Raw genomic sequence first — 24,098 nt, forward strand, 5'->3', positions numbered from 1 at the left:
CAGTCTAACCGCCATCCAGCGCGGCCAGCCGGTCCGCCTCGGCGATGTCATCCATGGTGTTGGCATTGAAAAACGGGTCGATCGGTTCGACCGGCCAGGTCACCGTGGCGAGGCGGTAGCGCGCGGTCCAGCGGTCGATCTTCCTGACGTCCTCGACAACCAGCGCGTGGCGGAGTTGTTCGCGCAAAGCCACGCTCCACAGCCCGATCACCGGATGCGACTGGCCGTCGGAAGCGGCGACCGCGAGCTCCGCGTTCTCATTGCGTAGCGCCGCACCGAGACGCGCCACGAGATCGCGCGGCAGGAACGGGCAGTCTGCCGCGGCACTCAACACCCACTTGACCTCCGGCCGGTTGGCCGCGGCCCAATCCAGCGCCGCCAGGATGCCGGCCAGCGGTCCGGGAAAATCGGCGACCCCGTCGGGGATGACCGGCAGCCCGAACGCTGCAAAGCGCGCGGGATCGCCATTGGCGTTGAGAATGAGCCCGTTGCATTGCGGCTGCAGCCGCGCGATGACGCGGTCGAGGATGGTGCGGCCGCCGATTGTGCGCATCGGCTTGTCGCCGCCGCCCATCCTCCGCGCCAGGCCGCCGGCGAGCAGCACGCCGGGAATCTCCAGCGCGCCTCCTGGCGTCGCCTGCGCGGCTCTTGCCGTCGCGTTATCAGTCACGGTCTTCGCCCTTGCGTTTGTGCCGCGCCGATTCCTCTTCGACAAAGGCGAGATTCTGGTCGAACACGATGCGCTCCTGGCCTGACAGCGCGATGAACCGCTTTCCCCGCGTGCGTCCGACCAGCGTTAGCCCGACCTGCCGCGCCAGCTCGACGCCCCATGCCGTAAAACCCGAGCGCGACACCAGGATGGGAATTCCCATCCGCACCGTCTTGATCACCATTTCGGAGGTCAGCCGGCCCGTGGTGTAGAGAATCTTGTCGCCGGGATCGACGCCGTGGCGATAGATCCAGCCAGCGATCTTGTCGACGGCGTTGTGACGGCCGACATCCTCGGTGTAGCAGACCGGGGTGCCTTGCTTGCACAGCACGCAGCCATGGATCGCGCCGGCCTCGAGATACAGTGAAGGCATGGTGTTGATCGCATGCGTCATCTCGTAGAGCCAGGAGGTGCGCAGTTCCGCCTTCGGCAGTGCGACGCTTTCCACGGCCTCCAGCAGGTCGCCGAACGCGGTGCCCTGCGCGCAGCCCGAGGTCTGCGTGCGCTTCTTCAGCTTGGCCTCGAAATTGGTGTGGTGCTCGGTGCGCACCACCACCACCTGCAGATCGTCGTCATATTCGACCTCGGTGACGACGTCGTCATATTTCAGCATGTTCTGGTTCAACAGATAGCCGAGCGCGAGATATTCCGGATAGTCGCCGATCGTCATCATGGTGACGATCTCCTGCGCGTTCAAATACAGCGTCAGCGGCCGCTCCACCGGCACCCTGATTTCGACCGTGGCGCCGGTCTGGTCGGTCCCGGTGACGCGCTCGGTCAACCTGGGATCATCAGGATTGGGCACGATCAGGGGGACGGGGGCTTTGTCGATCTTCATCATTTCCGCAGGTTAGCATGACATTGGCTCGCAGCCGATATAAAGCACCTCAGGAGAAAGCCCAGCCTGGTTCCGGCTGGGGTGCGGAGATTGCAATGAAAGTGATTGGCCTCGCGGGATGGAGCGGCGCCGGCAAGACCACCTTGCTGGCGCGGGTGATCCCGCATTTGCTGAAAGACGGCCTGCGGGTTTCCGTGATCAAGCACGCCCATCACGCCTTCGACGTCGATATTCCCGGCAAGGATTCCTGGCGGCATCGCGAGGCCGGCGCCACCGAGGTGCTGGTGTCATCCGCGCGGCGGTGGGCGCTGATGCATGAATTGCGCGGCGCCGAAGAGCCGCGTCTGCCGGAGCTATTGACCAAAATGTCGCGGGTCGATCTGGTCGTCATCGAGGGTTTCAAGCGCGAGCCGCACCGCAAGATCGAGGTTTTCCGCGCCGCCAACGGCAAGCCGTTTCTGTTCCCCGAGGATCCCGGCGTGGTCGGTATTGCCACCGACACCGCGGTTGAAACCAGGCTTCCCACCGCCCATCTCGATGATATCGAGGCGATTGCCGCGATGATGCTGCGCTCGGCGATTTCGGTCGAAGAGGTGCTGGCAAAGAGCGAAGCGGAGAGCTAACTGGCGATGGCGCAATTGTCCGACGATTGCTTTGCCTTCGGCGGTCCGATGATGTCGGTCGATGAGGCCGTCGGCATCATTGCAGCGCGGGTCACGGCTGTGCAGGAGGTGGAGACCGTCCCGCTCGCCAATGCCGACGGACGCGTGCTCGCGCAGGATGTTTCGGCGCCGTTGCCGCTGCCGCCCTTCACCAATTCCGCCGTCGACGGCTACGCGGTGTCGAGCCGCGATCTGCCTGATGACAAGGAGCAGGCGTTTGCGGTGTCCGGCCGCGTTCAGGCCGGCGCTTCCGCAGGCGCGCCGATCACGCCGGGCGAGGCGGTCCGCATCTTCACGGGTGCGCCGATGCCCGACGGCGCCGACACCGTGTTCATGCAGGAAGATGTTCGTCTCGACGACGGCAAGGTGGTGCTTCCAGCGGGGCTGAAACCCGGCGCCAATGTGCGTCCCGCGGGCGAGGATATCCCGTTGGGTCACGCGGCATTGAAGGCCGGACAAAGACTGCGGCCGCAGGATGTGGCGCTGGCAGCCGCATTCGGTCTGACGGAACTTGGCGTCAACAGGCGCATCCGCGTCGCGGTGTTCTCCACCGGCAATGAGCTGGTTTCGCCGGGCGAGCCACGCGCGGCGGCGCAGCTGTTCGATTCAAACCGTTTCATGCTCATGGCGATGCTGGCGCGGCTCGGCTGCGAGGTCAGCGACCTCGGCATTATCAGGGACGAGCCCACCGCGCTCGCTGCCGCACTAAGGAAAGTCGCCAGCGCCCATGATCTGATCCTCACCACCGGCGGCGTATCGACCGGCGAAGAAGATCACGTCAAGGCCAGCGTCGAAAGCGTGGGCTCGCTCGTGCTGTGGCGGATGGCGATCAAGCCGGGACGTCCCGTGGCGATGGGGATCATCGGCGGCACACCGTTCATCGGCCTGCCGGGCAATCCAGTGGCGAGTTTTGTTACCTTCGCTCACGTGGTGCGGCCGACGATTCTTGCCCTGTCGGGCGCGCGGCAGCAGAAGCTGGTGCCGATGCCGGTTCGCGCCGCCTTCGCCTACAAGAAGAAAATCGCCCGCCGCGAATATGTCCGCGTCACCCTGCGCAAGGCCGGGGATGGTGCGCTCGAAGCGGTGAAGTTTCCGCGCGAGGGTGCGGGGTTGTTGTCCTCGCTGGTCGACACCGACGGCCTTGTCGAACTCGGCGAAGAGATCACGCTTGTCGAGCCTGGCCAGACCGTCGGCTTCCTGTCCTATGCAAGCTTGATCTGAAGGCTCATTGACGATGCGCATCCGCTTCGCCATGTTCCGCCGATGACCACGACAAAGCTCGATCTCACCGGCCTCAAATGCCCATTGCCGGCGCTGAAGACGCGCAAGGCGCTGAAGTCGGTCAAACCTGGCGAGCGGCTTGAAGTCCACTGCACCGATCCGCTGTCGGTGATCGATATCCCGAATCTGATCCGCGAAACCGGTGACAAGGTCGAGATCACGGAACGGGCGGAGGCCCGAATCGTATTCCTGATCGAGAAGGCGGACGGTGGCGTCAGTTGAGACAGTTCATTTCGAATCTGTATCGACTGATTGCAAAACCAAATCGATGCGCATTCCCTATCGCATCATGAGACAGCTTTATTGATCTTTAGATCGATTCCAGTTCTCATTCGCAGATCGAAACGATGGCTTCGACGCGAAGCCTCGTCCGGGCGGCGAGCGGCATGACCGCGCCGGACGTGTCGCCTTAAATGCTTATCAAAACGCGACAATTCTCTTGGCATCTGGCATGCCACGATTTATGATCGCGGAAACATGCAGGCAGGAACGAGACGTTTTCCATGGTTCAAGACGTGCAGAAAGTCCGCTCGTTCGATCACCCCGGCGCCGGGCGGAAGCGGGCCAAGGCGACGCCGAAGGGCCGCCAGGTTGATCCGACCGCCGCGCACGAGATTGAACAGCTGCTCGGCGACCGGTCGCGGCAGCGCGATCTCTTGATCGAACATTTGCATCTGATCCAGGACACGTATCACCAGATTTCCGCAGCCCATCTCGCCGCCCTCGCGGACGAGATGAAGCTGTCGTTTGCCGAAGTGTTCGAGACCGCAACCTTCTACGCGCATTTCGATATCGTGAAGGAAGGCGAGCCGGTTATTGCGCCGCTGACAATTCGCGTCTGCGATTCGCTGACCTGCGCGATGCTGGGCGCGGAAAAACTGCTGCATGAATTGCAGGACGGCGCCGGCCCCGGCATTCGCGTGGTGCGTGCGCCCTGCGTCGGTCGCTGCGATACCGCGCCCGCTGCTGAAGTCGGCCATCACTTTGTCGACCACGCCACTACCGCAAGCGTGCTGGCCGCCGCGAAAGCCGGCGAGACCCATGCGCATCTGCCTGACTATGTTGGTTACGACGCCTATGTCGCCGGCGGCGGTTACGCGCTGCTCAATCGTTTGCGCTCCGGTGCGCTTTCAAAGGAAGATTTGCTGAAGGCGCTCGACGACGCCTCGCTGCGGGGCCTCGGCGGCGCCGGCTTCCCGACGGGACGCAAATGGCGTGCGGTGCTCGGCGAGCCCGGGCCGCGGCTGATGGCGATCAACGGCGACGAGGGCGAGCCCGGCACGTTCAAGGATCGCTTTTATCTCGAGACCGACCCGCATCGCTTCCTCGAGGGCATGCTGATCGGCGCGCATGTGGTCGAGGCGACCGACGTCTACATCTACCTGCGCGACGAATATCCGGCCTCGCGCGAAATTCTCGAACGCGAGATCGCAAAACTGCCGCCGGGTGGTCCCGTGCTGCATATGCGCCGAGGCGCGGGCGCCTATATCTGCGGCGAGGAATCCTCGCTGCTCGAAAGCATTGAAGGCAAGCGCGGTCTGCCCCGCCACAAGCCGCCATATCCGTTCCAGGTCGGCCTGTTCGGCCTGCCGACGCTGATCAACAACATCGAGACGCTGTGGTGGGTGCGCGACATCGTCGAGAAGGGCGCCGACTGGTGGAAGGGCAACGGCCGCAACGACCGTCACGGCCTGCGCAGCTATTCGGTGTCGGGCCGCGTCAAGAACCCCGGCATGAAGTTGGCGCCATCAGGCGTCACCGTGCGCGAACTGATCGACGAGTTCTGCGGCGGCATGGCCGACGGACATACGTTCCACGCCTATCTGCCGGGCGGTGCGTCCGGCGGTATCCTGCCGGCGTCGATGGACAACATCCCGCTCGATTTCGGCACGCTGGAAAAATACGGCTGCTTCATCGGCTCGGCGGCGGTCGTGATCCTGTCCGAACACGACAGCGTGCGGGGCGCGGCGCTGAACCTGATGCGCTTCTTCGAGGATGAGAGCTGCGGCCAGTGCACGCCGTGCCGGGTCGGCACCCAGAAGGCGGCGATCCTGATGGAGCGTCCGGTCTGGAACCGCGAACTGCTCGACCAGTTGAGCCAGGCGATGCGCGATGCCTCGATCTGTGGGCTCGGGCAGGCGGCCTCGAATCCGCTGACGTCAGTGATTAAGTATTTTCCGGAAGAATTCGTGCCGAAAGAAGCCGCGGAATGACCAGGATCAAGTTCGAACTCGACGGCAAGCAGGTTGAGGCCAACGCAGGCGAAACCATCTGGCAGGTGGCAAAGCGCCAGGGCCAGGAAATCCCGCATCTGTGCTATTCGCCCGCGCCGGACTATCGGCCCGATGGCAATTGCCGCGCCTGCATGGTGGAGATCGAGGGCGAGCGCGTACTGGCGGCGTCCTGCAAGCGCACGCCCACCGTCGGCATGAAGGTGAAATCCGAAAGCGCGCGCGCGGTCGCAGCCCAGAAGATGGTGATGGAGCTGCTGGTCGCCGACCAGCCGGCGCGCGAGACTTCGCACGATCCTGACTCAAAATTCTGGCATTGGGCCGAGAAGGTCGAGGTCACCGAAAGCCGTTTTCCCGCGGCCGAGCGCTGGGAAAGCGACGTCAGCCATCCCGCGATGAGCGTCAATCTCGACGCCTGCATCCAGTGCGGCCTCTGCGTGCGCGCCTGCCGCGAAGTTCAGGTCAACGATGTCATCGGCATGGCCTATCGCAGTCACGGGTCGAAAATCGTGTTCGACTTCGATGATCCCATGGGTGAATCGACCTGCGTGGCCTGCGGCGAATGCGTGCAGGCGTGCCCGACCGGCGCATTGATGCCGTCGGTGATGCTGGACGAGAATCAGACCCGCGTGACCTATCCGGACAAGGAAGTCGACTCGCTGTGCCCGTTCTGCGGCGTCGGCTGCCAGGTCACCTATCAGGTCAAGGACGAGAAGATCATCTACGCCGAGGGCCGTGACGGCCCGGCCAACCACAACCGGCTCTGCGTCAAGGGCCGTTTTGGATTTGACTACATCCATCATCCGCATCGTCTGACCAAGCCGCTGGTGCGGCTGCCGAACGCGAAGAAAGATGCCAACGACCAGGTCGACCCGGCCAATCCGTTCACCCATTTCCGCGAAGCCTCCTGGGAAGAGGCGCTGGATATCGCGGCCAACGGCCTCGTGAAGATCCGCGACGAGAAGGGCGTCAAGGCGCTGGCCGGTTTCGGCTCCGCCAAAGGCTCGAACGAAGAGGCCTATCTGTTCCAGAAGCTGGTGCGCACCGGCTTCGGCTCCAACAATGTCGATCACTGCACGCGGCTGTGTCACGCCTCGTCGGTGGCGGCGCTGTTTGAAGGCCTGAGCTCTGGCGCGGTGTCGGCCCCGTTCGCGGCGGCGATGGACGCCGAAGTCATCATCGTGATCGGCGCAAATCCGACCGTCAATCACCCGGTCGCTGCAACCTATATCAAGAACGCGGCGAAGAAGGGCGCAAAGCTCTTCGTCCTGGATCCGCGTCGGCAGACGCTGTCGCGCCACGCGACCATGCATCTGCAGTTCAAGCCCGGCTCCGACGTCGCCATGCTGAATGCGATGATCAACACGATCATCACCGAAGGCCTGACCGACGATCAGTACATCGCGGGCTACACCGAGGGCTTTCAGGATCTGGAGGAGAAGATCAAGGAGTTCACGCCGGAGAAGATGGAGCCGATCTGCGGCATCCCGGCAGAAACCTTGCGCGAGGTGGCGCGGACCTACGCGCGCGCCAAATCGTCGATCATCTTCTGGGGCATGGGCATCAGCCAGCATGTCCACGGCACCGACAATGCACGCTGCCTGATCGCGTTGGCGCTGATCACCGGACAGGTCGGCCGTCCCGGCACCGGCCTGCATCCGCTGCGCGGCCAGAACAACGTGCAGGGCGCGTCCGACGCCGGCCTGATCCCGATGTTCCTGCCGGACTACCAGCCGGTTAGCCGCGACGACATGCGCGGCAATTTCGAGAAGCTGTGGAATCAGGAGCTCGATCCGGTACGCGGCCTGACCGTGGTGGAGATCATGAACGCGATCCACGCCGGTGAGATCAAGGGCATGTATATCGAGGGTGAAAACCCCGCGATGTCCGATCCCGATCTTCAGCATGCGCGCGGAGCGCTCGCCATGCTCGATCATCTCGTGGTGCAGGACCTTTTCGTCACCGAGACCGCATTCCACGCCGACGTCATCCTGCCGGCCTCGGCCTTTGCGGAAAAGGACGGCTCCTTCACCAACACCGACCGCCGCGTGCAGCTTGCGCGCCAGGTGATCAAGCCGCCGGGCGAGGCGCGACAGGATCTCTGGATCATCCAGGAGATCGGCAAGCGTATGGGGCTCCCGTGGAATTATTCGGGCCCCGGCGACGTCTACACCGAGATGGCGCAGCTGATGCCGTCGCTCAAGAACATCAGCTGGGAGCGGCTGGTCCGTGAAGGCGCCGTCACCTATCCGGCGGACGATCCGAACAAGCCCGGCAACGAGATCATCTTCACCACGGGTTTCCCGACCGCAAGCGGCCGCGGCAAGATCGTGCCGGCGCACGTGATCGCGCCCGACGAGGTGCCCGACGGTGAGTATCCGATGGTGCTGTCGACCGGCCGCGTGCTCGAACACTGGCACACCGGTTCGATGACCCGCCGCTCCAGCGTGCTCGACCAGATCGAGCCGGAGGCGGTGGCGTTCATGTCGCCCAAGGACATGCGGCGCCTGAGCGTATGGCCCGGCGATTTCATCAAGCTGGAAACCCGCCGCGGCGCGGTCGAGGTCAAGGTTCGCTCGGACCGCGACGTGCCGGAGAACATGGTGTTCATGCCGTTCTGCTACGCCGAGGCGGCGGCGAACCTCTTGACCAACCCGGCGCTCGATCCGTTCGGCAAGATCCCCGAGTTCAAGTTCTGCGCGGTGCGCGCCGAAAGGGCCGAGCTGCGAACCGCGGCGGAATAGACCTAAAGCCTGATGAGGTTAGGCTGGGTTGGTTGCCACGAAGACGGTGTACTCCCTCTCCCGCAAGCGGGAGAGGTTGAGGGGACTCGTGGCTCGATGGATTCAACCAAAAGCCATGCCGCTCTAGAAAGCCCCCCCGGCGCGCGTGTCCCGCTGCTCAGTTGGGGCCGTTCGCAGCCGCGGCCTGCTGCAAGGACTTGTGTTGCGCGACAATCCCTTCGAGTCGCGCAATGTTTTCCAACAGGCGCTGGCTGGTCAGGACCAGGAAGTAATAGCCGAACTGCGGGTTCTGAAAGTAGATCTCGAGCAGCTTGTCATAAGTGATGGTCAGCACATGACCATCCTCGATGCATTCGATCGTCGCCGTGCGCCGGTTATCCGGCGTGAGGAAACCAAATTCGCCCATTAAACGTCCCGGCGGAAGCTCGACGCTGATTTCCTTCACCAGGAATTTTCCGGTGACGGTCAGCAGCATCTCATGGGCGGCATCGTCTTTCTTGAACAGAATATCGCCCTTGCGATATTTGCGTTCGGTCATGAACGGCTTGAGCCATTCCAGCGACGTATCGCCTTTCGTTGCGCTGCGGGCCTTCTTCACCAGAACGAGCATCTGTCGGAGGCGATACGCATTGATGGGGACCATCAGGAGATACAACAGGAAGGTCGTGACGGATGCCGTGAGCGCGCCAAACAGGGCGAAGAATGCGCAACCGATCATGTTGGCGACGCGCAGCGGCACCATGGTCTGCGTCAGCAAGGTGGCGACGAAGAAGATGGCGCCGACCAGGGCAAACATGTTGGCCAGCGTGATATTGTGGAGAAAAATCTCCAGCAGGCGATTGAACAGCGCGTCGTAGGTGATGTTGTTGGGGTCGAGGCCCAGCTGGACCAGGATTTTCGCTATCCTGAGATTATCCGCGGCCGCGTCGAGAATTCGATCAAATATTGTCACTGGTCTGCACCGCTACACTTCGTTCTAGCCGCTACACACAAGAATACAGGCGGGTTGTACCGCCTCAAAGCCCCGCAGGGAAGCGTGCCAAGGCGCAGGCGCCTTGTCACAAATGATTAAAAGCACGAAAGGTCTGCGACGCGCCGTGCGGGCCGAAAAGGCCGAGCTGGGACCGCGGCGGAGTGAAGCGAGATAATCGTTCAACCGCGACGTGACGGTCGTCGTGCGCGTCCAGCAGAACCGCCGCACATAATCGAGCGCGAGCTAAAAAGCCGCGCAATCTCTCGCTCAGACGCTATGGCCGCGCTTCCTGCACCGGAACGACAAAAACCTGGCCGGGATAAATCAGGTTGGGATTGCGGATCTGTTCCCGGTTCGCCTTGTAGATAACGGCGTAGCGCGTGCCCGCTCCGTAGGAGAGTTGGCTGATGCGCCAGAGGCTGTCGCCGCGCGAGACGGTGGTGGTGGTGATCTTCGGCACGACCACGGTGGAGGGCGAGCCTTTGTTGTCTGGCAGAACGGCGGCCATGGCGGCCGCCAGCTCCGGCGGCTGTGCAGCGGTAACGTCCAGCCGCTTGGCCGCGGTGGCCTGTGCCGGCACGGAGGCCGTGACCATCGTGTCGGGAACGTTGAAAGGCACCTCGGCGCGTGCGCGCACCGCGCCGGAATTCTGCTCCACCTCGTCCAGCCTCACGCGGTAGCTGCCCGAGGCGACCCCCTCATTGATCGTGACCGCAAAACGTCCGTCCGCGCCAGCCGTTGCCGACGCAATAAAGCTGTCGTTGAGATAAAGCTTCACCGCGGCGCCGGGGCGAGCGCGGCCGCTGACATGGAGCTTGCCGCCGGGTTCGATCTCAACCGTCTCCGCAACCACTGCGCCGGCCATCGGCTTTGGCACAGCCGGCTGCGACAGCACGACGGTGGGTTTGTCCGGCGCCATCAACGCTACGACCGGCCGATCGGTTGATTTCGGCTCAAGCGCCACCGTCACGCTCTGCTTGGATGAGGTCTGCTTGCCGTCCGGCTCCTTGGCCCGCAGCGTCAGGTCATACGTCCCTGAGGGAAGCCGGGGCGGAACCATGACGAATTGTCCGGATTGATCCGCCACCACGCGATCGTGTATCTCGCCGTTGCGCAGCAGTTCCACCGCTGCGCCCGGCGTGGCCCGGCCCGCGATGACAGCTTCGCCCGTCGGCTCGATGCGGGCAATGTCGAACGACGGCACGCTGTCCGGCGGTGGGGGTGGTCCGCCCAGCGTGGCCGTCACGGCGTTTGCTTCTGCTTGCGCCGCTGCGAGCGCACCCTGCTTTGGGGCACCCAATGCCGGCTTTGAGACCGCCGGCGCGGCGGTTACGGCCTTGGTATCGGCCCGCGGTTCTTGGCGGACGTAATAGACGGCGAAGATAGCCGCCACGCTACATGCCGCAACCATGGACGGTACGACTATTCGACTCATCGATGTCGCAATCATGATGCTCATCCATCAGCCAAATCACTGGCTCGACGGCATTCTATAGCGTCTCGGGCAAAGTTGGTACTCGTTTGCGTTGAGAAAAAGGGGTAGGCCGGCCAGCTTAAAGCCACCCGGCACGCCGGAAGCGCCAGAACAGGCCCGCGCAAACGGTCAGGATCGTGCCAATAATGGCGAAGTAGCCATACTCCCACTCGAGTTCCGGCATGTGCTTGAAGTTCATGCCGTAGATGCCGGCGATCGCGGTCGGGACCGCGATGATGGCAAGCCACGAGGCGAGTTTCTTGGAGACCGCGGTCTCCTGGGCCTGGCCGACCAAAAGGCTCGCCTCGAAGGCAAAAGCGAGGACTTCGCGGAGCGAGTCGATCTGTTCCTGAACGGTGCGGACGTGGTCGGTGACGTCCCGGAACAGCGGCTGCATGGTGGGCCGGATCATCGGCAGATTGTCATGTTCGAGCCGGCGGCAGACCTCCACCAGGGGCCCCACCGCGTTCCGCAGGCGCAACAGATCGCGCCGCAACAGATACAGCCGCTCGATCTGCGCCCGCGTCATCGCGCTGGCGAGCACCTGCTCCTCCATCGCTTCGACTTCTTCCTGGATGGTCTCGAGCACCGGCGAGTAATTGTCGACGATAAAATCGAGGATGGCGTAGAGGATATAATCCTCGCCGCGGGCCAGCGCCCGCGGGCAGCTTTCGCAGCGCGCACGCACCGGCGCATAGGACGTCGAGGCGCCGTGGCGAACGGAGACGAGATATCCTTCACCGACGAACAGATGGGTTTCGCCGAACGCGATGCTGTCGCCCACGAGTTGCGCGGTGCGCGCCACGATGAAAAGGCCGTCGCCATATTGTTCGATCTTGGGGCGCTGATGGGCGTTGTTCGCGTCTTCAATGGCAAGATCATGCAACTGGAACTGCTGCTGCACGCTGGTCAGGATCGTCATGTCTGGTTCGTGCAGCCCGATCCAGACCACATGGCCCGGCTTGCTGCGCCAGCTCGAGGATTCCTCGATGGCGATATTGGCGACCCGCCGGCCGTCGACATAGGCCCCGGCCGCGACCACACCTTCGGAAGCAACGGGATCGCTCGGCATGTCCGCTTGCGGCGCTATGTTCATGGTTTCCATCCCTCAATGATCGCAGCTGAAACCTGCGCCGACGCCGTGTTCTCGGCAAGGCTAGCTACCGGGGAATTTGTCGTCAAATGTATGTTCGGCCTCACATGTCGTTATCGTTGATGCCGGTCAGACCAAACGCAGATGCCGGTAGCAGATTCTTGCGCACGGGTCGTTCGGCCGTTCTCAATGGCTGACGCGCGAAAGGAAGACCGCAGCCTTGAGGACGATGACGCCGGCGATCGCGACAGCTATCAGCAGGGGACCAATCGCGCGAAGGCAGATCAGCTTGAGCATCGCAAGGTTCGCGGTGGTGGTTGGGGCACGGCGTCCCGACCGATGGGAAGCCGGTTTGAACCGGTTGCCGGGATGCGTCAGCATGGTCATGTCATCACTCCTTCTGAAGATCGGATGTGCGGGCGAATCTGTCGCGGCGACATGCACCGTGCGCCTGGGCGGCTACCCATGTCGAGCTCGATTTCGCAGGCCAGTTCGACGATCGTTTCGGGATGGTGGCCGTTCTCGAACAACGCGTATTTGATGGCCTGTGCGCGATTGACGAACAGGCCGCCATAGAGGCCGTTTTGTTCCTGGGCAACCCAATGGCCGCGGCGGTTTCTGCCGATGAAGACGATTGCGGAGGGCGCGCGGCACGATGGAGGTTCGACGAATTTCACGTTGGTATTCTTTCATTTTGGCGAGCTGTGTATTCCCGGCTCGTTCAGCCGAAATTGTCGCTCAGGACCGGCTCATAGAGCGCGCCGGCATCGCTGCGCACGGCAGGGACGCTGGGCCGGCGCAACGGCACGCTGAGGCGCTGCGCCTCGACGAACGCGCTCAGGATCGCCAGCGCCAGATCGGCGTGCCGGCCCTCGGCCGATTGATCGAGCCAGTCCGGCAATTCGCGTTCGCGCGACAATGCGCAATGCCACTCGCCTTCGTCATAGGCGATACGGCGCAGCTGCCATTGCGGCAATTCCAGATCGATCAGCGCCAGGGCGGCATCGGTCCAGGCGCCGGATTGAATCAACCGCTCAATGCGGGCGGTCTTGCCGCTCTGGCTCACGGACGGAAAGCGCCGGCAGGTCTGGTCGACGATGTCGGAGATGAATTCAGCGGTCACGGCATAGGCATTGCGCAGCCGGTCGCCGGGTTCTGTGGGGTTCTGGGATTCTACAAGTAGTGACATGGCGTGATCTCACTTGTGGGGCGGCTGATACGGCAGCCGTGCCCCCCAAGGTGGTCAAAACGCCATTTGAAAACGAGATGAGGTGAGGAGCAGAGAAATAGAGATTTCATAAGTGGTAGGTGGGATGTTGGCGCGCTCCCTCCCCACGTCGTCCCGGCGAAGGCCGGGACCCATAGCCACCGTCAGAATTTTGCGACAGGTCTCTGCCGTTCTGCCCTTTCGATGGGACAACGCGGTATGGGTCCCGGCGTTCGCCGGGACGACGCCAGAGTAAAGTGGCCGAGACGACCGGCACTTATGAGATTCCTATAACGTCGCCATTGCCCCCATCTCGAAAACCTATGCGCAAGGTGGCACTTCAGCCATCCAAAGCGAGGCCGTCCATTCGGCCCGCGGCTCATTTCGCTCAGGAACATCCCATGCTGGACATTGTCATGCTGGCGCTAGGCGCAGGCTTCTTCCTGGCGGGCATCGGCTACGCCTATGCCTGCGAACGGTTGTGAGGGTAAGGCCATGATTTTCGATTACTCGCTCGCCGGGCTCGTGTCGCTGGCTCTGCTGTTCTACCTGACCTACGCGCTGCTGCGGCCCGAACGCTTCTGAGGACGCCATGATCACGCTGGTCCAAGTCGTTCTGGCGTTTGTCGTTACCTCGGCGCTGCTGATTGCGCTCATTCACCTGCTGCTGCCTGCAAAGAGATTCTGAAGGATTCCCGACCATGACCGTCATCGGCTGGATTCAAATTTTCCTGTACTGCGCCATCGTGGTCGCGCTGGTCAAACTGCTCGGCTGGTACATGACCCGCGTCTTCAACGGCGAGTCCACCTTTCTGTCGCCCGTGCTGCGGCCGGTCGAGCGCGGGCTTTACTGGATCGGCGGCGTCGACGAGAAGCGCGAGCAGCATTGGCTGACCTATACGGTCGCGATGCTGCTGTTCCACGTCGGCGGCTTCCTTATCATTTATGGGCTGATGCGGCTGCAGGCGCTGTTGCCGTTCAATCCGCAGGATCAATCCGCGGTCGCCCCGGATCTGTCGTTCAACACCGCGATCTCCTTCATCACCAACACCAACTGGCAGAACTACGGCGGCGAAAGCACGCTGTCCTATCTGGTCCAGATGCTGGGACTGACGCACCAGAATTTCCTGTCGTCTGCGACCGGTATCGCGCTCGCGGTGGCGCTGATCCGCGGCTTCTCGCGTTCCTCGATGCGCACCATCGGCAATTTCTGGGTCGACGTCACGCGCTGTACCCTTTATGTGCTGCTGCCGATCTGCGTGGTCTACACGCTGTTCCTGGTCTGGCAGGGCATGCCGCAGACGTTAGGGGCCTATATCGACGCCACCACGCTGGAAGGCGCCAGGCAGACCATTGCGGTCGGCCCGGTCGCCTCGCAGGTCGCGATCAAGATGCTGGGCACCAATGGCGGCGGCTTCTTCAATGCCAACGCCGCGCATCCGTTCGAGAACCCCACCGCGCTGTCGAACTTCGTGCAGATGATTTCCATCTTCGCGCTCGGCGCGGCGCTTACCAACGTGTTCGGCCGCATGGTCGGCGACCAGCGCCAGGGCTGGGCGATCCTCGGCGTCATGGGCGTGCTGTTCCTCGCGGGCGTCGCCATCACCTATTGGGCCGAGGCCAACGGCACGTCGACGCTCAGTGCGCTCGGGCTGTCCGGCGGCAACATGGAAGGCAAGGAAGTCCGTTTCGGCATCGTGGCCTCCAGCCTGTTCGCGGTGATCACCACGGCGGCCTCCTGCGGCGCGGTCAACGCCATGCATGACTCGTTCACCGCGCTCGGCGGCATGATCCCGCTGATCAACATGCAGCTCGGCGAGATCATCGTCGGCGGCGTCGGTGCCGGCCTCTATGGCATGCTGCTGTTCGTCGTGCTGGCGATCTTTGTCGCCGGCCTGATGGTCGGCCGCACGCCGGAATATGTCGGCAAGAAGATCGAGGCGCGCGAGGTCAAGATGGCGATGCTTGCGATCCTGGTGCTGCCGTTGATGTATCTCGGCTGGACTGCGGTCGCCGTGGTGTTTCCGCCGGCGGCGGCGTCAATGGCCAATGCCGGGCCGCATGGCTTTACGGAGGTGCTCTATGCCTTCACCTCGGCGACCGGCAACAACGGTTCGGCGTTCGGCGGCCTGACCGGCAACACCTTCTTCTACAATCTGACGCTGGCAAGTTCGATGTTCGTCGGCCGCTTCTTCATGATCGTGCCGGCGATGGCGATTGCGGGCTCGCTGGCGGCCAAGAAGTCGATCCCGCCATCGGCCGGCACGCTGCCGACCACCGGTGGCCTGTTCGTCGGCCTCGTCGTCGGCGTGATCCTGATCATCGGCGGTCTCACCTTCTTCCCGGCGCTGGCGCTCGGGCCGATCGTCGAGCACCTCGCCATGAATGCCAACAATCTGTTCTGATCAATCTCTCGTCGGAGTTACGTCCATGGAAACCACAAGACTGCAGAAAAAAGCGACGGCCTCGGCGATATCAGACCCGAAGATCCTGCTCCCGGCGATCAGGTCGTCGTTCGTCAAGCTCGACCCGCGGCTGATGATCAAGAGCCCGGTGATGTTCGTGGTCGAGATTGTCGCGGCGTTGACGTCAATCATATTTGTGCGTGACCTCGTCACCGGCAGTGCAAACCTCGGCTTCACGTTCCAGATCATTCTCTGGCTGTGGTTCACGGTGCTGTTCGCCAATTTTGCGGAAGCGGTCGCGGAAGGCCGCGGCAAGGCGCAGGCCGAATCGCTGAAGAAGACCCGCACCGAAAGCCAGGCCAAGCTGCTGACGGGTTCGGACAAGACTTTTCGCCTGGTGCCCGGCACTGCGCTGAAAGTCGGCGATATCGTTCTGGTCGAAGCCGGCGACAACATCCCGTCCGATGGCGAAGTGATCGAGGGCGTCGCTTCGGTCAACGAGGCCGCGATAACAGGCGAATCCGCGCCCGTGATCCGCGAATCCGGCGGCGACCGTTCGGCGGTGACCGGCGGCACCCAGGTGCTGTCCGACTGGATCCGGGTCCGTATCACCGCGGCGCAAGGCTCGACCTTCATCGACCGCATGATCAGGCTGGTGGAAGGCGCCGAGCGGCAGAAGACGCCGAACGAGATCGCGCTCAACATCCTGCTTGCGGGCCTCACCATCATCTTCGTATTTGCTACCGTGACGATCCCGAGCTATGCCGCCTATGCCGGCGGCTCGATTTCGGTGGTGGTGCTGGTGGCGCTGTTCGTGACGCTGATCCCGACCACGATCGGCGCGTTGCTGTCGGCGATCGGTATCGCCGGCATGGACCGGCTGGTGCGCTTCAATGTGCTGGCGATGTCCGGCCGCGCGGTCGAGGCCGCCGGCGACGTCGACACGCTGCTGCTCGACAAGACCGGCACCATTACCCTCGGCAACCGCCAGGCAACGGCTTTTCGCCCGGTCCGCGGCGTGACCGAGCAGGAGCTGGCGGATGCGGCGCAACTGGCTTCGCTGGCCGACGAAACGCCGGAGGGCCGCTCGATCGTGGTGCTGGCCAAGGAAAAATACAGCATTCGAAGCCGCGACATGAAGGAGCTCGCCGCGACATTCGTGCCCTTTACCGCGCAAACCCGGATGAGCGGCATCGATGCAGGGTCGTCATCGGTCCGCAAAGGTGCAGTGGATGCGATCCTCAATTACATCGGCGGCGGCACGGTGCAGACCATGGCCAGCGGCAACGCGGTTCGTGCGATTCAGCCTTCGGTCGGTACCGAAGCGGCCCGCGAACTCCAGGTCATCGCAGACGAAATCGCCAAGGCCGGCGGCACGCCGCTCGCCGTCGCCAGGAACGGCCGCCTGCTCGGCGTCATCCACCTCAAGGACATCGTCAAGGGCGGCATCCGCGAGCGCTTTGCTGAACTCCGCCGCATGGGCATCCGCACCGTGATGATCACCGGCGACAACCCGATGACCGCAGCGGCAATCGCGGCCGAAGCCGGCGTCGATGATTTCCTGGCGCAGGCAACGCCTGAGGACAAGCTGAAGCTGATCCGCGACGAGCAGGCCAAGGGCAAGCTGGTGGCGATGTGCGGCGACGGCACCAACGACGCGCCCGCACTGGCGCAAGCCGACGTCGGCGTCGCCATGAACACCGGCACCCAGGCCGCGCGCGAGGCCGGCAACATGGTCGACCTCGATTCCAACCCGACAAAACTGATCGAGGTGGTCGAGATCGGCAAGCAGCTGCTGATGACGCGCGGCGCGCTGACGACGTTCTCGATTGCGAATGACGTCGCGAAGTATTTCGCCATCATCCCGGCAATGTTCCTCGCGTTCTATCCGCAGCTCGAGGTGCTCAACGTCATGCACCTGGCGAGCCCGCAAAGCGCGATCCTGTCGGCGATCATCTTCAATGCGCTTGTTATCATCGCGCTGATTCCCCTGGCGCTGAAAGGCGTGGCCTATCGCGCCGTCGGGGCAGGGGCACTGCTGCGCCGTAACCTGCTGATCTATGGCCTCGGCGGCATCATCATTCCCTTTATCGGCATCAAGGCCATCGACCTCGTGGTCGCGGCCTTGAACCTGGCTTAACCCCCAACCGTCATTGCGAGGAGCGAAGCGACGAAGCAATCCATCTCTCCCGTCCCTCACTATGGATTGCTTCGCTTCGCTCGCAATGACGGAAAAATAGGAGACACATCATGCTTCGCGAAATTCGCCCCGCCATCATCCTGCTGCTCTTGCTGACCGCCATCACAGGCCTCGCCTATCCGCTCGCGATGACCGCGATTGCCGGCGTGATCTTTCCGAAGCAGGCGCAAGGCAGCCTGATCGAGAAGGACGGCAAGGTGATCGGCTCGGCCCTGATCGGGCAGGAGTTCAGGGAAGACAAATATTTCCACGGCCGGCCCTCGGCGACGTCGGCGCCGGACCCGGCCGATTCCAGCAAGACGGTATCGGCCCCCTACAACGCCGCCAATTCCGGTGGCTCCAACCTCGGCCCGACCAGCAAGGCGCTGAACGATCGGATCAAGGAGGATGTCGACAAGCTGAAGGCCGAAAACCCCAACGCTCCCGTCCCCGTCGATCTCGTCACGACCTCTGCCAGCGGCCTCGATCCCGATATTTCGCCGGACGCGGCGCTGTTTCAGGTGCCGCGGGTGGCCAAGGCGCGGAAGATGCCGGAAGAGCGTGTTCGCCAGCTGGTCACGGAGCACAGCCAGGGCCGCATGGCTGGATTGCTCGGCGAGATCAGAGTTAACGTTCTGGCGCTGAATCTGGCGCTGGATGCCGCCGCAACCAAATGACGGGAGCTAGGCCGCGCCGGATGAGATGACTATATTGCCGCATGGCTAATCAGCGCCAAGATCATGAAAAAAGACGGTCGCCGGACGCGCTGCTGGAGGCCGCCCGGCGCGAGAGCGATCAGGCCGGAAAGCTCAAGATATTCGTCGGCGCCGCCCCCGGTGTCGGCAAGACCTACGAAATGCTGCAGAGCGCGCACGCCAGGAGCAAGGCCGGCGTCGATGTTGTGGTCGGCGTGGTCGAGACCCATGGGCGGGCAGAGACCGAAGCGCTGCTGCACGGCCTTGAAGTCATTCCGCGCAAGAAGCTGGAGTATAAGGACCAGATCCTCGAGGAGATGGACCTCGACGCCCTGATTGCGCGGCGCCCTCAGATCGCCCTGGTCGACGAACTCGCTCATACCAACGCGCCGGGCAGCCGCCATCCCAAGCGCTACCTCGACGTCGAGGAACTGGTGTCTCACGGCATCGATGTCTATACAGCCGTCAATATCCAGCACATCGAAAGCCTCAACGACGTGGTCGCGCAGATCACGCATGTGCGGGTGCGCGAGACCGTGCCGGACAAGGTGTTCGACCGCGCCGACGCCATCGAACTGATCGACCTCACGCCTGACGACCTGATCCAGCGGCTGAAGGAGGGAAAAGTCTACGTCCCCAAGCAGGCCGAACGCGCGCTCGAACACTATTTCTCACCGGGCAATTTGACTGCGCTGCGCGAACTGGCCCTGCGACGCACCGCCGAACGTGTCGATGAGCAACTCCTGACCCACATGCAGGCCAACGCGATCGCCGGGCCCTGGGCCGCAGGCGAGCGTGTTCTGGTTTGCATCAGTGAGGATCCGCGATCGGCGGGGCTGGTGCGCTACACCAAGCGGCTGGCCGACCGGCTGCACGCGCAATGGACGGCGATCAGCATCGAGACGCGGCGCAGCCTGCAACTGACCGACGAGCAGCGCGACCGGCTCGCCGATACGATGCGGCTCGCCGAAGCGCTCGGTGGCGAGGCTATCACCATTCCCGGCGTCGGGCGGCGCATTGCCGATGACGTGGTCCAATTCGCGCAAGCCAACAATGTGACCCAGATCATCATCGGCAAGTCGACGCGTTCCCTGTGGTTTGAACTCACGCGCGGCTCGGTCGTGCACGATCTGGTGCGCCGCGCCGGCAATATCACCGTCAACGTCATCGCCGGCGAGGAACTCGCGGCCGAGCCCGTTCCGAAGAAGACGGTGCACACGGCCGAACGGCAGGAGCCGTTCGATCCGCTGCCCTATGCGGTATCCCTGCTGTTCGTCGCCATTGCGCTCGGTGCCGGCCTGCTGGTTCATCCACGGCTGGGCATCGAAAACGTCGACCTCGTGTTCCTGACGGCCGTGGTCGGGGCCGCCGTCCGTTACGGGCTGTTGCCTTCGATATTTGCAAGCGTGGTGGGCTCGCTTTGCTACAATTTCTTCTTCCTGCCGCCGCTCTATAACTTCACGATCACCGAGCCGACCAATGTCGCCGCCTTCTTCTTCTTTATGCTGATTGCGATCCTGGTTTCCAATGTCGCTGCGCGGGTACGAACGCAGGCCGTGACCGCGATGGGCCGGGTCCGCACCACGGAATCGCTCTACGCTTTCAGCCGCAAGCTCGCGGGCACCGCGACACTCGACGACGTGTTGTGGGCGACCGCCTACCAGGCGGCGTTGATGTTGAAGGTGCGGGTGGTGCTGCTGTTGCCGGAGGACGGCATCATTACCGTCAAGGCCGGCTATCCGCCCGAAGATCAACTGGACAAGGCTGATCTCGCCGCTGCGAACTGGGCATGGGGCAACGACCGCGCCGCGGGGCGAGGCGCCGATACCCTGCCGGGCGCCAAGCGCCTGTTCCTGCCGATGCGAACCGGACGCGGACCGATCGGCGTCATCGGCATCGATGATGACAAGACCGGGCCGCTGCTCACCCCGGATCAGCGCCGCTTGCTGGATGCCTTGATGGATCAGGGCGCGCTGGCGATCGAGCGCGTGTTGCTGGTGGAGGATATGGACCGCGTCAAACGCACGGTGGAGTCGGATCGTCTACGCTCGGCGCTGTTGACCTCGATCTCGCACGATCTCAAGACGCCGCTGGCCTCGGTGCTCGGCGCCGCAAGCGCGATACGGGACCTTGACAGCGGCCTGAGCGACACCGAAAAACGCGACCTGCTGGCAACCGTGATCGACGAGTCCGAACGGCTCAACCGCTTCATCGCCAATCTTCTCGACATGACAAAGCTGGAATCCGGCGCCGTGGTGCCGAACACGGCGCTGCATGATATCGGCGAGATCGTCGGCAGCGTGCTGCGGCGCGCCAGCAAGATTCTTGGAGGCCACAAGGTTTCGCTTGAGCTTGCCGCGGACTTGCCGATGCTGCAGCTTGACGCGGTACTGTTCGAACAGGTGCTCTTTAATCTGCTGGACAACGCGGCGAAATATTCGCCGGCCAACACCACGATTTCGATCAGGAGTTCGCGGGAAAGGGATTGGGTATCCCTGCAAATCATTGACGAAGGCGATGGTATACCGCCCGAGGAGCTGGATATGATATTCGACAAGTTCCATCGCGCGCAAAAGGGCGATCACGTCCGCCCGGGCACCGGCCTTGGCCTGGCGATTTCGCGCGGCTTTGTCGAGGCGATGCATGGCACGATCTCGGCCGCCAACCGGCTTGACCGGAGCGGCGCCGTGCTGACTATCCGCTTGCCGGTCCCGGCAGTATCAGATGCACTGGACACCGCCGCATGAGTGCCGCGCCGATCAAGGTCCTGGTGATCGACGATGAGCCGCCGATCCGCAAGCTGCTGCGGATGGGACTGAGCACGCAGGGCTACGAGATCCTGGAAGCCTCCAACGGCAAGATCGGGCTCGAATTGCTTGCGCAGGATCCCGCATTGATCATTCTCGATCTCGGATTGCCGGATATCCAGGGCCATGAATTGCTGCGCATGATCCGCGGGCGTAACGACAGCGTTCCGGTCGTTGTGCTGTCGAGCCGCGGCGACGAGGCCGGAAAGGTCCAGGCGCTCGATCTCGGGGCCGACGATTATCTCACCAAACCGTTCGGGATGGACGAACTGCTCGCCCGCATGCGCGCAGCACTTCGGCACCAGTTGCAGGTCCATGGCGAACGACCGGTATTCCGATCGGGCGATCTTTCGGTCGATCTTGTGCGCCGGATCGTCAAGGTGGGTGACAAGGATGTCAAATTGTCGCCCAAGGAGTATGAATTGCTGCGCGTGCTGGTGCAGCATGCCGGCAAGGTGCTGACCCACCGGTTCCTGCTGAAGGAGCTGTGGGATGAGTTGACCGACGCGCAATATCTCCGCGTCTATGTGCGGCAGCTCCGACAGAAGATCGAGACGGATCCGGAGCGCCCGCAATTCGTTCTGACTGAAACCGGAATAGGCTATCGGCTGCGCGCGCCGGATTAGAGCATGATCCGGAAAAGTGGGTACCGGTTTTCCGATGAGATCATGCTCAAACAAAGAGTTAGAGAGGGATGACGAAACGAAGAGAAGTCATCCCGCTCTAACGCGGCGATCCGCCCGGAGTTACGATGAAGATTTCCGATCTGCTATCGCCAACCGACGTCATGATCGACGTTCGGGCCTCGCAGAAGGGGCCGCTGTTGCAGGAATTGGCGGCCATGGCCGCCGCCAATCTCGGCTTGGCAGTTGATCAGGTCACGTCGCATCTCCTGAAGCGGGAAGAACTGGGATCGACGGGGACCGGCAATGGCATCGCCATTCCTCATGCCCGGCTGACGGGCTTGAAGCGGCCCTATGGGCTGCTTGCAAAGCTGAAGCAGGGCATCGAATTTGATGCCATCGACGGACGGGCGGTGGACGTGGTGTTCGTCCTGCTGTTGCCTGCGGCAGTGGAGAGCGAAGCGCTCACCGCTTTGGCGCTGGTAGCCCGGACGTTGAGATCGCCGGATACGCTCGCGCGACTGCGGGCCGCGAAGACCTCAGCCGAACTCCATGCCGCGGTGGCCTGAGGGTTGCGGGCTGGAACCTTCGTGCAATGCGACGATTATTTTCCCGAACACCGGGAGGTAATCCATGGCACGAAAATATTCCAGGAAGGCTTCGGCCGACGTCAAGCGCGCAATGAAGAAACGCAAGGCTGGCACCTTGAAGAGTGGCCGCTCCGGCAGGACGGTGAAGAGCAAGAAGCAGGCGATCGCGATCGGACTTTCCGAGGCGCGCGCCAAGGGCAAGAAGGTGCCGAAGAAGGCCAGGAAGACAGCAAAGAAGCGGAAAACTTCGAAGAAGCGGAAGGCGAAGAAGTAATTGTCGCGTTCCCATTCTCGTCATGGCCGGGCTTGACCCGGCCATCCACGTCTTTGCTGCAAGCCAAAGGAAGTCGTGGATGCCCGGGTCAAGCCCGGGCATGACGGATGAGTGGGCTGCGTTCTCGAAATCACCCCGCCTTGCGGGCTCGCGCCGCCGAGCGGTGCGCCTTCTTGGCCGCGCGTCGTTGTGGGGCCCGGCGCGATGCCGGGGCGCCGGCTCGGCGCTTGGTGGCTGCCTTGCCTTTCAGGCTCTGCTTCAGCGCGTCCATCAGGTTGATGACGTTATCCACCTTCTCCTCACGCGGGGCGGCCTTCACGGGCTTGCCGGAGGCCTTGCGGCGGACCAGCGCCTTCAACGCGTTTTCGTATTCGTCCTTGAATTTCGACGGATCGAAATGCGCCGCCTTGGTATCCAGGATGTGGCTGGCCAGTTCGATCATGTCTTTCGATATTTTGGGGCTCTTGATGTCGTCGAAATAGCTGTCCTCGTCGCGCAGTTCGTAGGGGTAGCGCAGCGTGGTGCCGAGCAGGCCCTTGCCGAGCGGTTCGATCGCGATGACGTGCTCGCGGTTGGTGAGCACGATGCGCGCCAGCGCGACGCGGTCCTGGTCCTTCATGGCGTCGCGGATCACGGCAAAGGCGTCGATACCGGCCTTGCCGTCCGGCACGATATAATAGGGGTTGTTGAGATAGCGTTTGTCGATCTCGTCACGGGGCACGAAGCTGTCGATGTCGATGGTGTGGTTGCTCTCGATCTGGACCGCCTCCAGTTCCTCTTTCTCGACCTCGACATACTCGCCCTTCTTCAACTCGTAGCCGCGGCCCTTCTGGTCGCTCTCGACGACATCGCCGGTCTCGCTATCGACCATCTGCTGCTTCAGCCGGTTGCCGGTGTCCTTGTTGATCATGTGGAAGCGGGTTTTCTCGGCGGAGGTCGAGGCCGGGTACAGCGCAATCGGGCATGACACGAGGGAAAGCTTCAGCGAGCCTTTCCAATAGGCGCGAGGGGCCATGACAATCTCCGGCGAGGATTTTGGTTTCGGAGCTTCAACGGTTGGTGCTGGGTTTGGTTCCTGTTGCTGCTGTGCAAGAGCAACGCCGCCTTTCCGTCATTGCGACCCGTTGGCTCGCAATGACAGTTGAGTGCGACAAAACAACCCGACGGGCAAATCACTTCGAATTTTCGGAATTAATGTCAAGCCCCAGAATAAAAAATATTTCTGTTTCCCAGAAAGAAAATCAGAGGTATGTGTTTGGCCATCCCGTCCTACTCAGAAGGGCGTCGGCCGTCGTCACGGACGTTGGGCGGGT

Annotated in this window: 23 protein-coding genes; 14 read left to right on the forward strand and 9 right to left on the reverse strand. The window is 62.8% G+C overall.

Features of this window, described 5'->3' with window-relative positions; genetic code table 11:
* Nucleotides 1-4: 4 nt before the first annotated feature.
* Entirely contained in the window at nucleotides 5-619 is a 615-nt protein-coding gene (mobA, locus tag JQ597_RS20910) for a molybdenum cofactor guanylyltransferase MobA (RefSeq protein ID WP_212266111.1), read from the reverse strand.
* Between the two features lie 43 nt (nucleotides 620-662).
* The gene (locus tag JQ597_RS20915; RefSeq protein ID WP_212266082.1) at nucleotides 663-1,550 is read right to left on the reverse strand and encodes a formate dehydrogenase accessory sulfurtransferase FdhD; all 888 of its coding nucleotides are present in this window, start codon (nucleotides 1,548-1,550) and stop codon (nucleotides 663-665) included.
* Nucleotides 1,551-1,642: 92 nt separating this feature from the next.
* Here JQ597_RS20915 and mobB point away from each other — a divergent pair, with 92 nt between their 5' ends.
* From mobB to fdhF, 5 genes are all read left to right on the forward strand, one after another.
* Nucleotides 1,643-2,170 carry a molybdopterin-guanine dinucleotide biosynthesis protein B gene (gene mobB, locus JQ597_RS20920; protein ID WP_212266083.1) on the forward strand — a complete coding sequence of 176 codons (528 nt, stop codon included), beginning with the start codon at nucleotides 1,643-1,645 and terminating at the stop codon, nucleotides 2,168-2,170.
* Nucleotides 2,171-2,176: 6 nt separating this feature from the next.
* Nucleotides 2,177-3,430 carry a molybdopterin molybdotransferase MoeA gene (locus tag JQ597_RS20925; RefSeq protein ID WP_212266084.1) on the forward strand — a complete coding sequence of 418 codons (1,254 nt, stop codon included), beginning with the start codon at nucleotides 2,177-2,179 and terminating at the stop codon, nucleotides 3,428-3,430.
* Between the two features lie 42 nt (nucleotides 3,431-3,472).
* The gene (locus JQ597_RS20930) at nucleotides 3,473-3,712 is read left to right on the forward strand and encodes a sulfurtransferase TusA family protein (protein ID WP_192740147.1); all 240 of its coding nucleotides are present in this window, start codon (nucleotides 3,473-3,475) and stop codon (nucleotides 3,710-3,712) included.
* Nucleotides 3,713-3,993: 281 nt separating this feature from the next.
* Complete coding sequence (locus JQ597_RS20935; protein WP_212266085.1) at nucleotides 3,994-5,703, forward strand: NADH-ubiquinone oxidoreductase-F iron-sulfur binding region domain-containing protein; 1,710 nt, start codon at nucleotides 3,994-3,996, stop codon at nucleotides 5,701-5,703.
* Nucleotides 5,700-8,465 (forward strand): formate dehydrogenase subunit alpha, encoded by a 2,766-nt coding sequence (gene fdhF / locus JQ597_RS20940; protein ID WP_212266086.1) that lies wholly within the window; start codon nucleotides 5,700-5,702, stop codon nucleotides 8,463-8,465. Before JQ597_RS20935 ends, fdhF begins: the two co-directional genes overlap by 4 nt.
* 157 nt (nucleotides 8,466-8,622) lie before the next feature.
* Here fdhF and JQ597_RS20945 read toward each other — a convergent pair whose 3' ends face one another.
* The 6 genes from JQ597_RS20945 to JQ597_RS20970 all read right to left on the reverse strand — a co-directional run bounded on the left by JQ597_RS20945 (nucleotide 8,623) and on the right by JQ597_RS20970 (nucleotide 13,194).
* A complete protein-coding gene (locus JQ597_RS20945) occupies nucleotides 8,623-9,417 on the reverse strand; it encodes a Crp/Fnr family transcriptional regulator (protein WP_212266087.1) in 795 nt (264 codons plus the stop codon).
* 295 nt (nucleotides 9,418-9,712) lie between these two features.
* A complete protein-coding gene (locus JQ597_RS20950) occupies nucleotides 9,713-10,897 on the reverse strand; it encodes a LysM peptidoglycan-binding domain-containing protein (protein ID WP_212266088.1) in 1,185 nt (394 codons plus the stop codon).
* 94 nt (nucleotides 10,898-10,991) lie between these two features.
* Entirely contained in the window at nucleotides 10,992-12,008 is a 1,017-nt protein-coding gene (locus JQ597_RS20955; RefSeq protein WP_212266089.1) for a magnesium and cobalt transport protein CorA, read from the reverse strand.
* A gap of 183 nt (nucleotides 12,009-12,191) precedes the next feature.
* The gene (locus JQ597_RS20960; RefSeq protein WP_212266090.1) at nucleotides 12,192-12,392 is read right to left on the reverse strand and encodes a hypothetical protein; all 201 of its coding nucleotides are present in this window, start codon (nucleotides 12,390-12,392) and stop codon (nucleotides 12,192-12,194) included.
* Nucleotides 12,389-12,682 (reverse strand): hypothetical protein, encoded by a 294-nt coding sequence (locus JQ597_RS20965; protein ID WP_349628863.1) that lies wholly within the window; start codon nucleotides 12,680-12,682, stop codon nucleotides 12,389-12,391. Before JQ597_RS20965 ends, JQ597_RS20960 begins: the two co-directional genes overlap by 4 nt.
* Nucleotides 12,683-12,726: 44 nt before the next feature.
* Nucleotides 12,727-13,194 (reverse strand): hypothetical protein, encoded by a 468-nt coding sequence (locus JQ597_RS20970; protein ID WP_212266091.1) that lies wholly within the window; start codon nucleotides 13,192-13,194, stop codon nucleotides 12,727-12,729.
* A 341-nt stretch (nucleotides 13,195-13,535) separates the two neighbouring features.
* Here JQ597_RS20970 and JQ597_RS20975 point away from each other — a divergent pair, with 341 nt between their 5' ends.
* From JQ597_RS20975 to JQ597_RS21015, 9 genes are all read left to right on the forward strand, one after another.
* On the forward strand, nucleotides 13,536-13,697 hold the full coding sequence (locus tag JQ597_RS20975) for a hypothetical protein (RefSeq protein ID WP_212266092.1): 162 nt from the start codon (nucleotides 13,536-13,538) through the stop codon (nucleotides 13,695-13,697).
* Nucleotides 13,698-13,707: 10 nt separating this feature from the next.
* The gene (locus JQ597_RS20980) at nucleotides 13,708-13,797 is read left to right on the forward strand and encodes a K(+)-transporting ATPase subunit F (RefSeq protein ID WP_212266093.1); all 90 of its coding nucleotides are present in this window, start codon (nucleotides 13,708-13,710) and stop codon (nucleotides 13,795-13,797) included.
* 116 nt (nucleotides 13,798-13,913) lie between these two features.
* On the forward strand, nucleotides 13,914-15,617 hold the full coding sequence (gene kdpA / locus JQ597_RS20985) for a potassium-transporting ATPase subunit KdpA (RefSeq protein ID WP_212266094.1): 1,704 nt from the start codon (nucleotides 13,914-13,916) through the stop codon (nucleotides 15,615-15,617).
* Between the two features lie 25 nt (nucleotides 15,618-15,642).
* Nucleotides 15,643-17,757: a potassium-transporting ATPase subunit KdpB gene (gene kdpB, locus JQ597_RS20990; protein ID WP_212266095.1), complete on the forward strand. Its 2,115-nt coding sequence runs from the start codon at nucleotides 15,643-15,645 to the stop codon at nucleotides 17,755-17,757.
* Nucleotides 17,758-17,867: 110 nt separating this feature from the next.
* Nucleotides 17,868-18,473, forward strand: coding sequence for a K(+)-transporting ATPase subunit C (locus JQ597_RS20995; protein ID WP_212266096.1), 606 nt, complete (start codon nucleotides 17,868-17,870; stop codon nucleotides 18,471-18,473).
* Between the two features lie 41 nt (nucleotides 18,474-18,514).
* Nucleotides 18,515-21,238 carry a DUF4118 domain-containing protein gene (locus tag JQ597_RS21000; RefSeq protein WP_212266097.1) on the forward strand — a complete coding sequence of 908 codons (2,724 nt, stop codon included), beginning with the start codon at nucleotides 18,515-18,517 and terminating at the stop codon, nucleotides 21,236-21,238.
* Nucleotides 21,235-21,924: a response regulator gene (locus JQ597_RS21005; protein WP_212266098.1), complete on the forward strand. Its 690-nt coding sequence runs from the start codon at nucleotides 21,235-21,237 to the stop codon at nucleotides 21,922-21,924. Before JQ597_RS21000 ends, JQ597_RS21005 begins: the two co-directional genes overlap by 4 nt.
* A gap of 125 nt (nucleotides 21,925-22,049) precedes the next feature.
* On the forward strand, nucleotides 22,050-22,490 hold the full coding sequence (locus tag JQ597_RS21010; protein WP_212266099.1) for a PTS sugar transporter subunit IIA: 441 nt from the start codon (nucleotides 22,050-22,052) through the stop codon (nucleotides 22,488-22,490).
* A 64-nt stretch (nucleotides 22,491-22,554) separates the two neighbouring features.
* Nucleotides 22,555-22,785 (forward strand): DUF6496 domain-containing protein, encoded by a 231-nt coding sequence (locus JQ597_RS21015; RefSeq protein WP_212266100.1) that lies wholly within the window; start codon nucleotides 22,555-22,557, stop codon nucleotides 22,783-22,785.
* 130 nt (nucleotides 22,786-22,915) lie between these two features.
* Here the strand turns inward: JQ597_RS21015 and ku are convergent, their stop codons facing one another.
* Nucleotides 22,916-23,800, reverse strand: a complete 885-nt coding sequence (gene ku, locus JQ597_RS21020; protein WP_212266101.1) for a non-homologous end joining protein Ku — start codon at nucleotides 23,798-23,800, stop codon at nucleotides 22,916-22,918.
* Nucleotides 23,801-24,098: the final 298 nt, after the last annotated feature.

This window comes from Bradyrhizobium sp. AUGA SZCCT0177 (genome assembly GCF_018130125.1).
GTDB lineage: Bacteria > Pseudomonadota > Alphaproteobacteria > Rhizobiales > Xanthobacteraceae > Bradyrhizobium.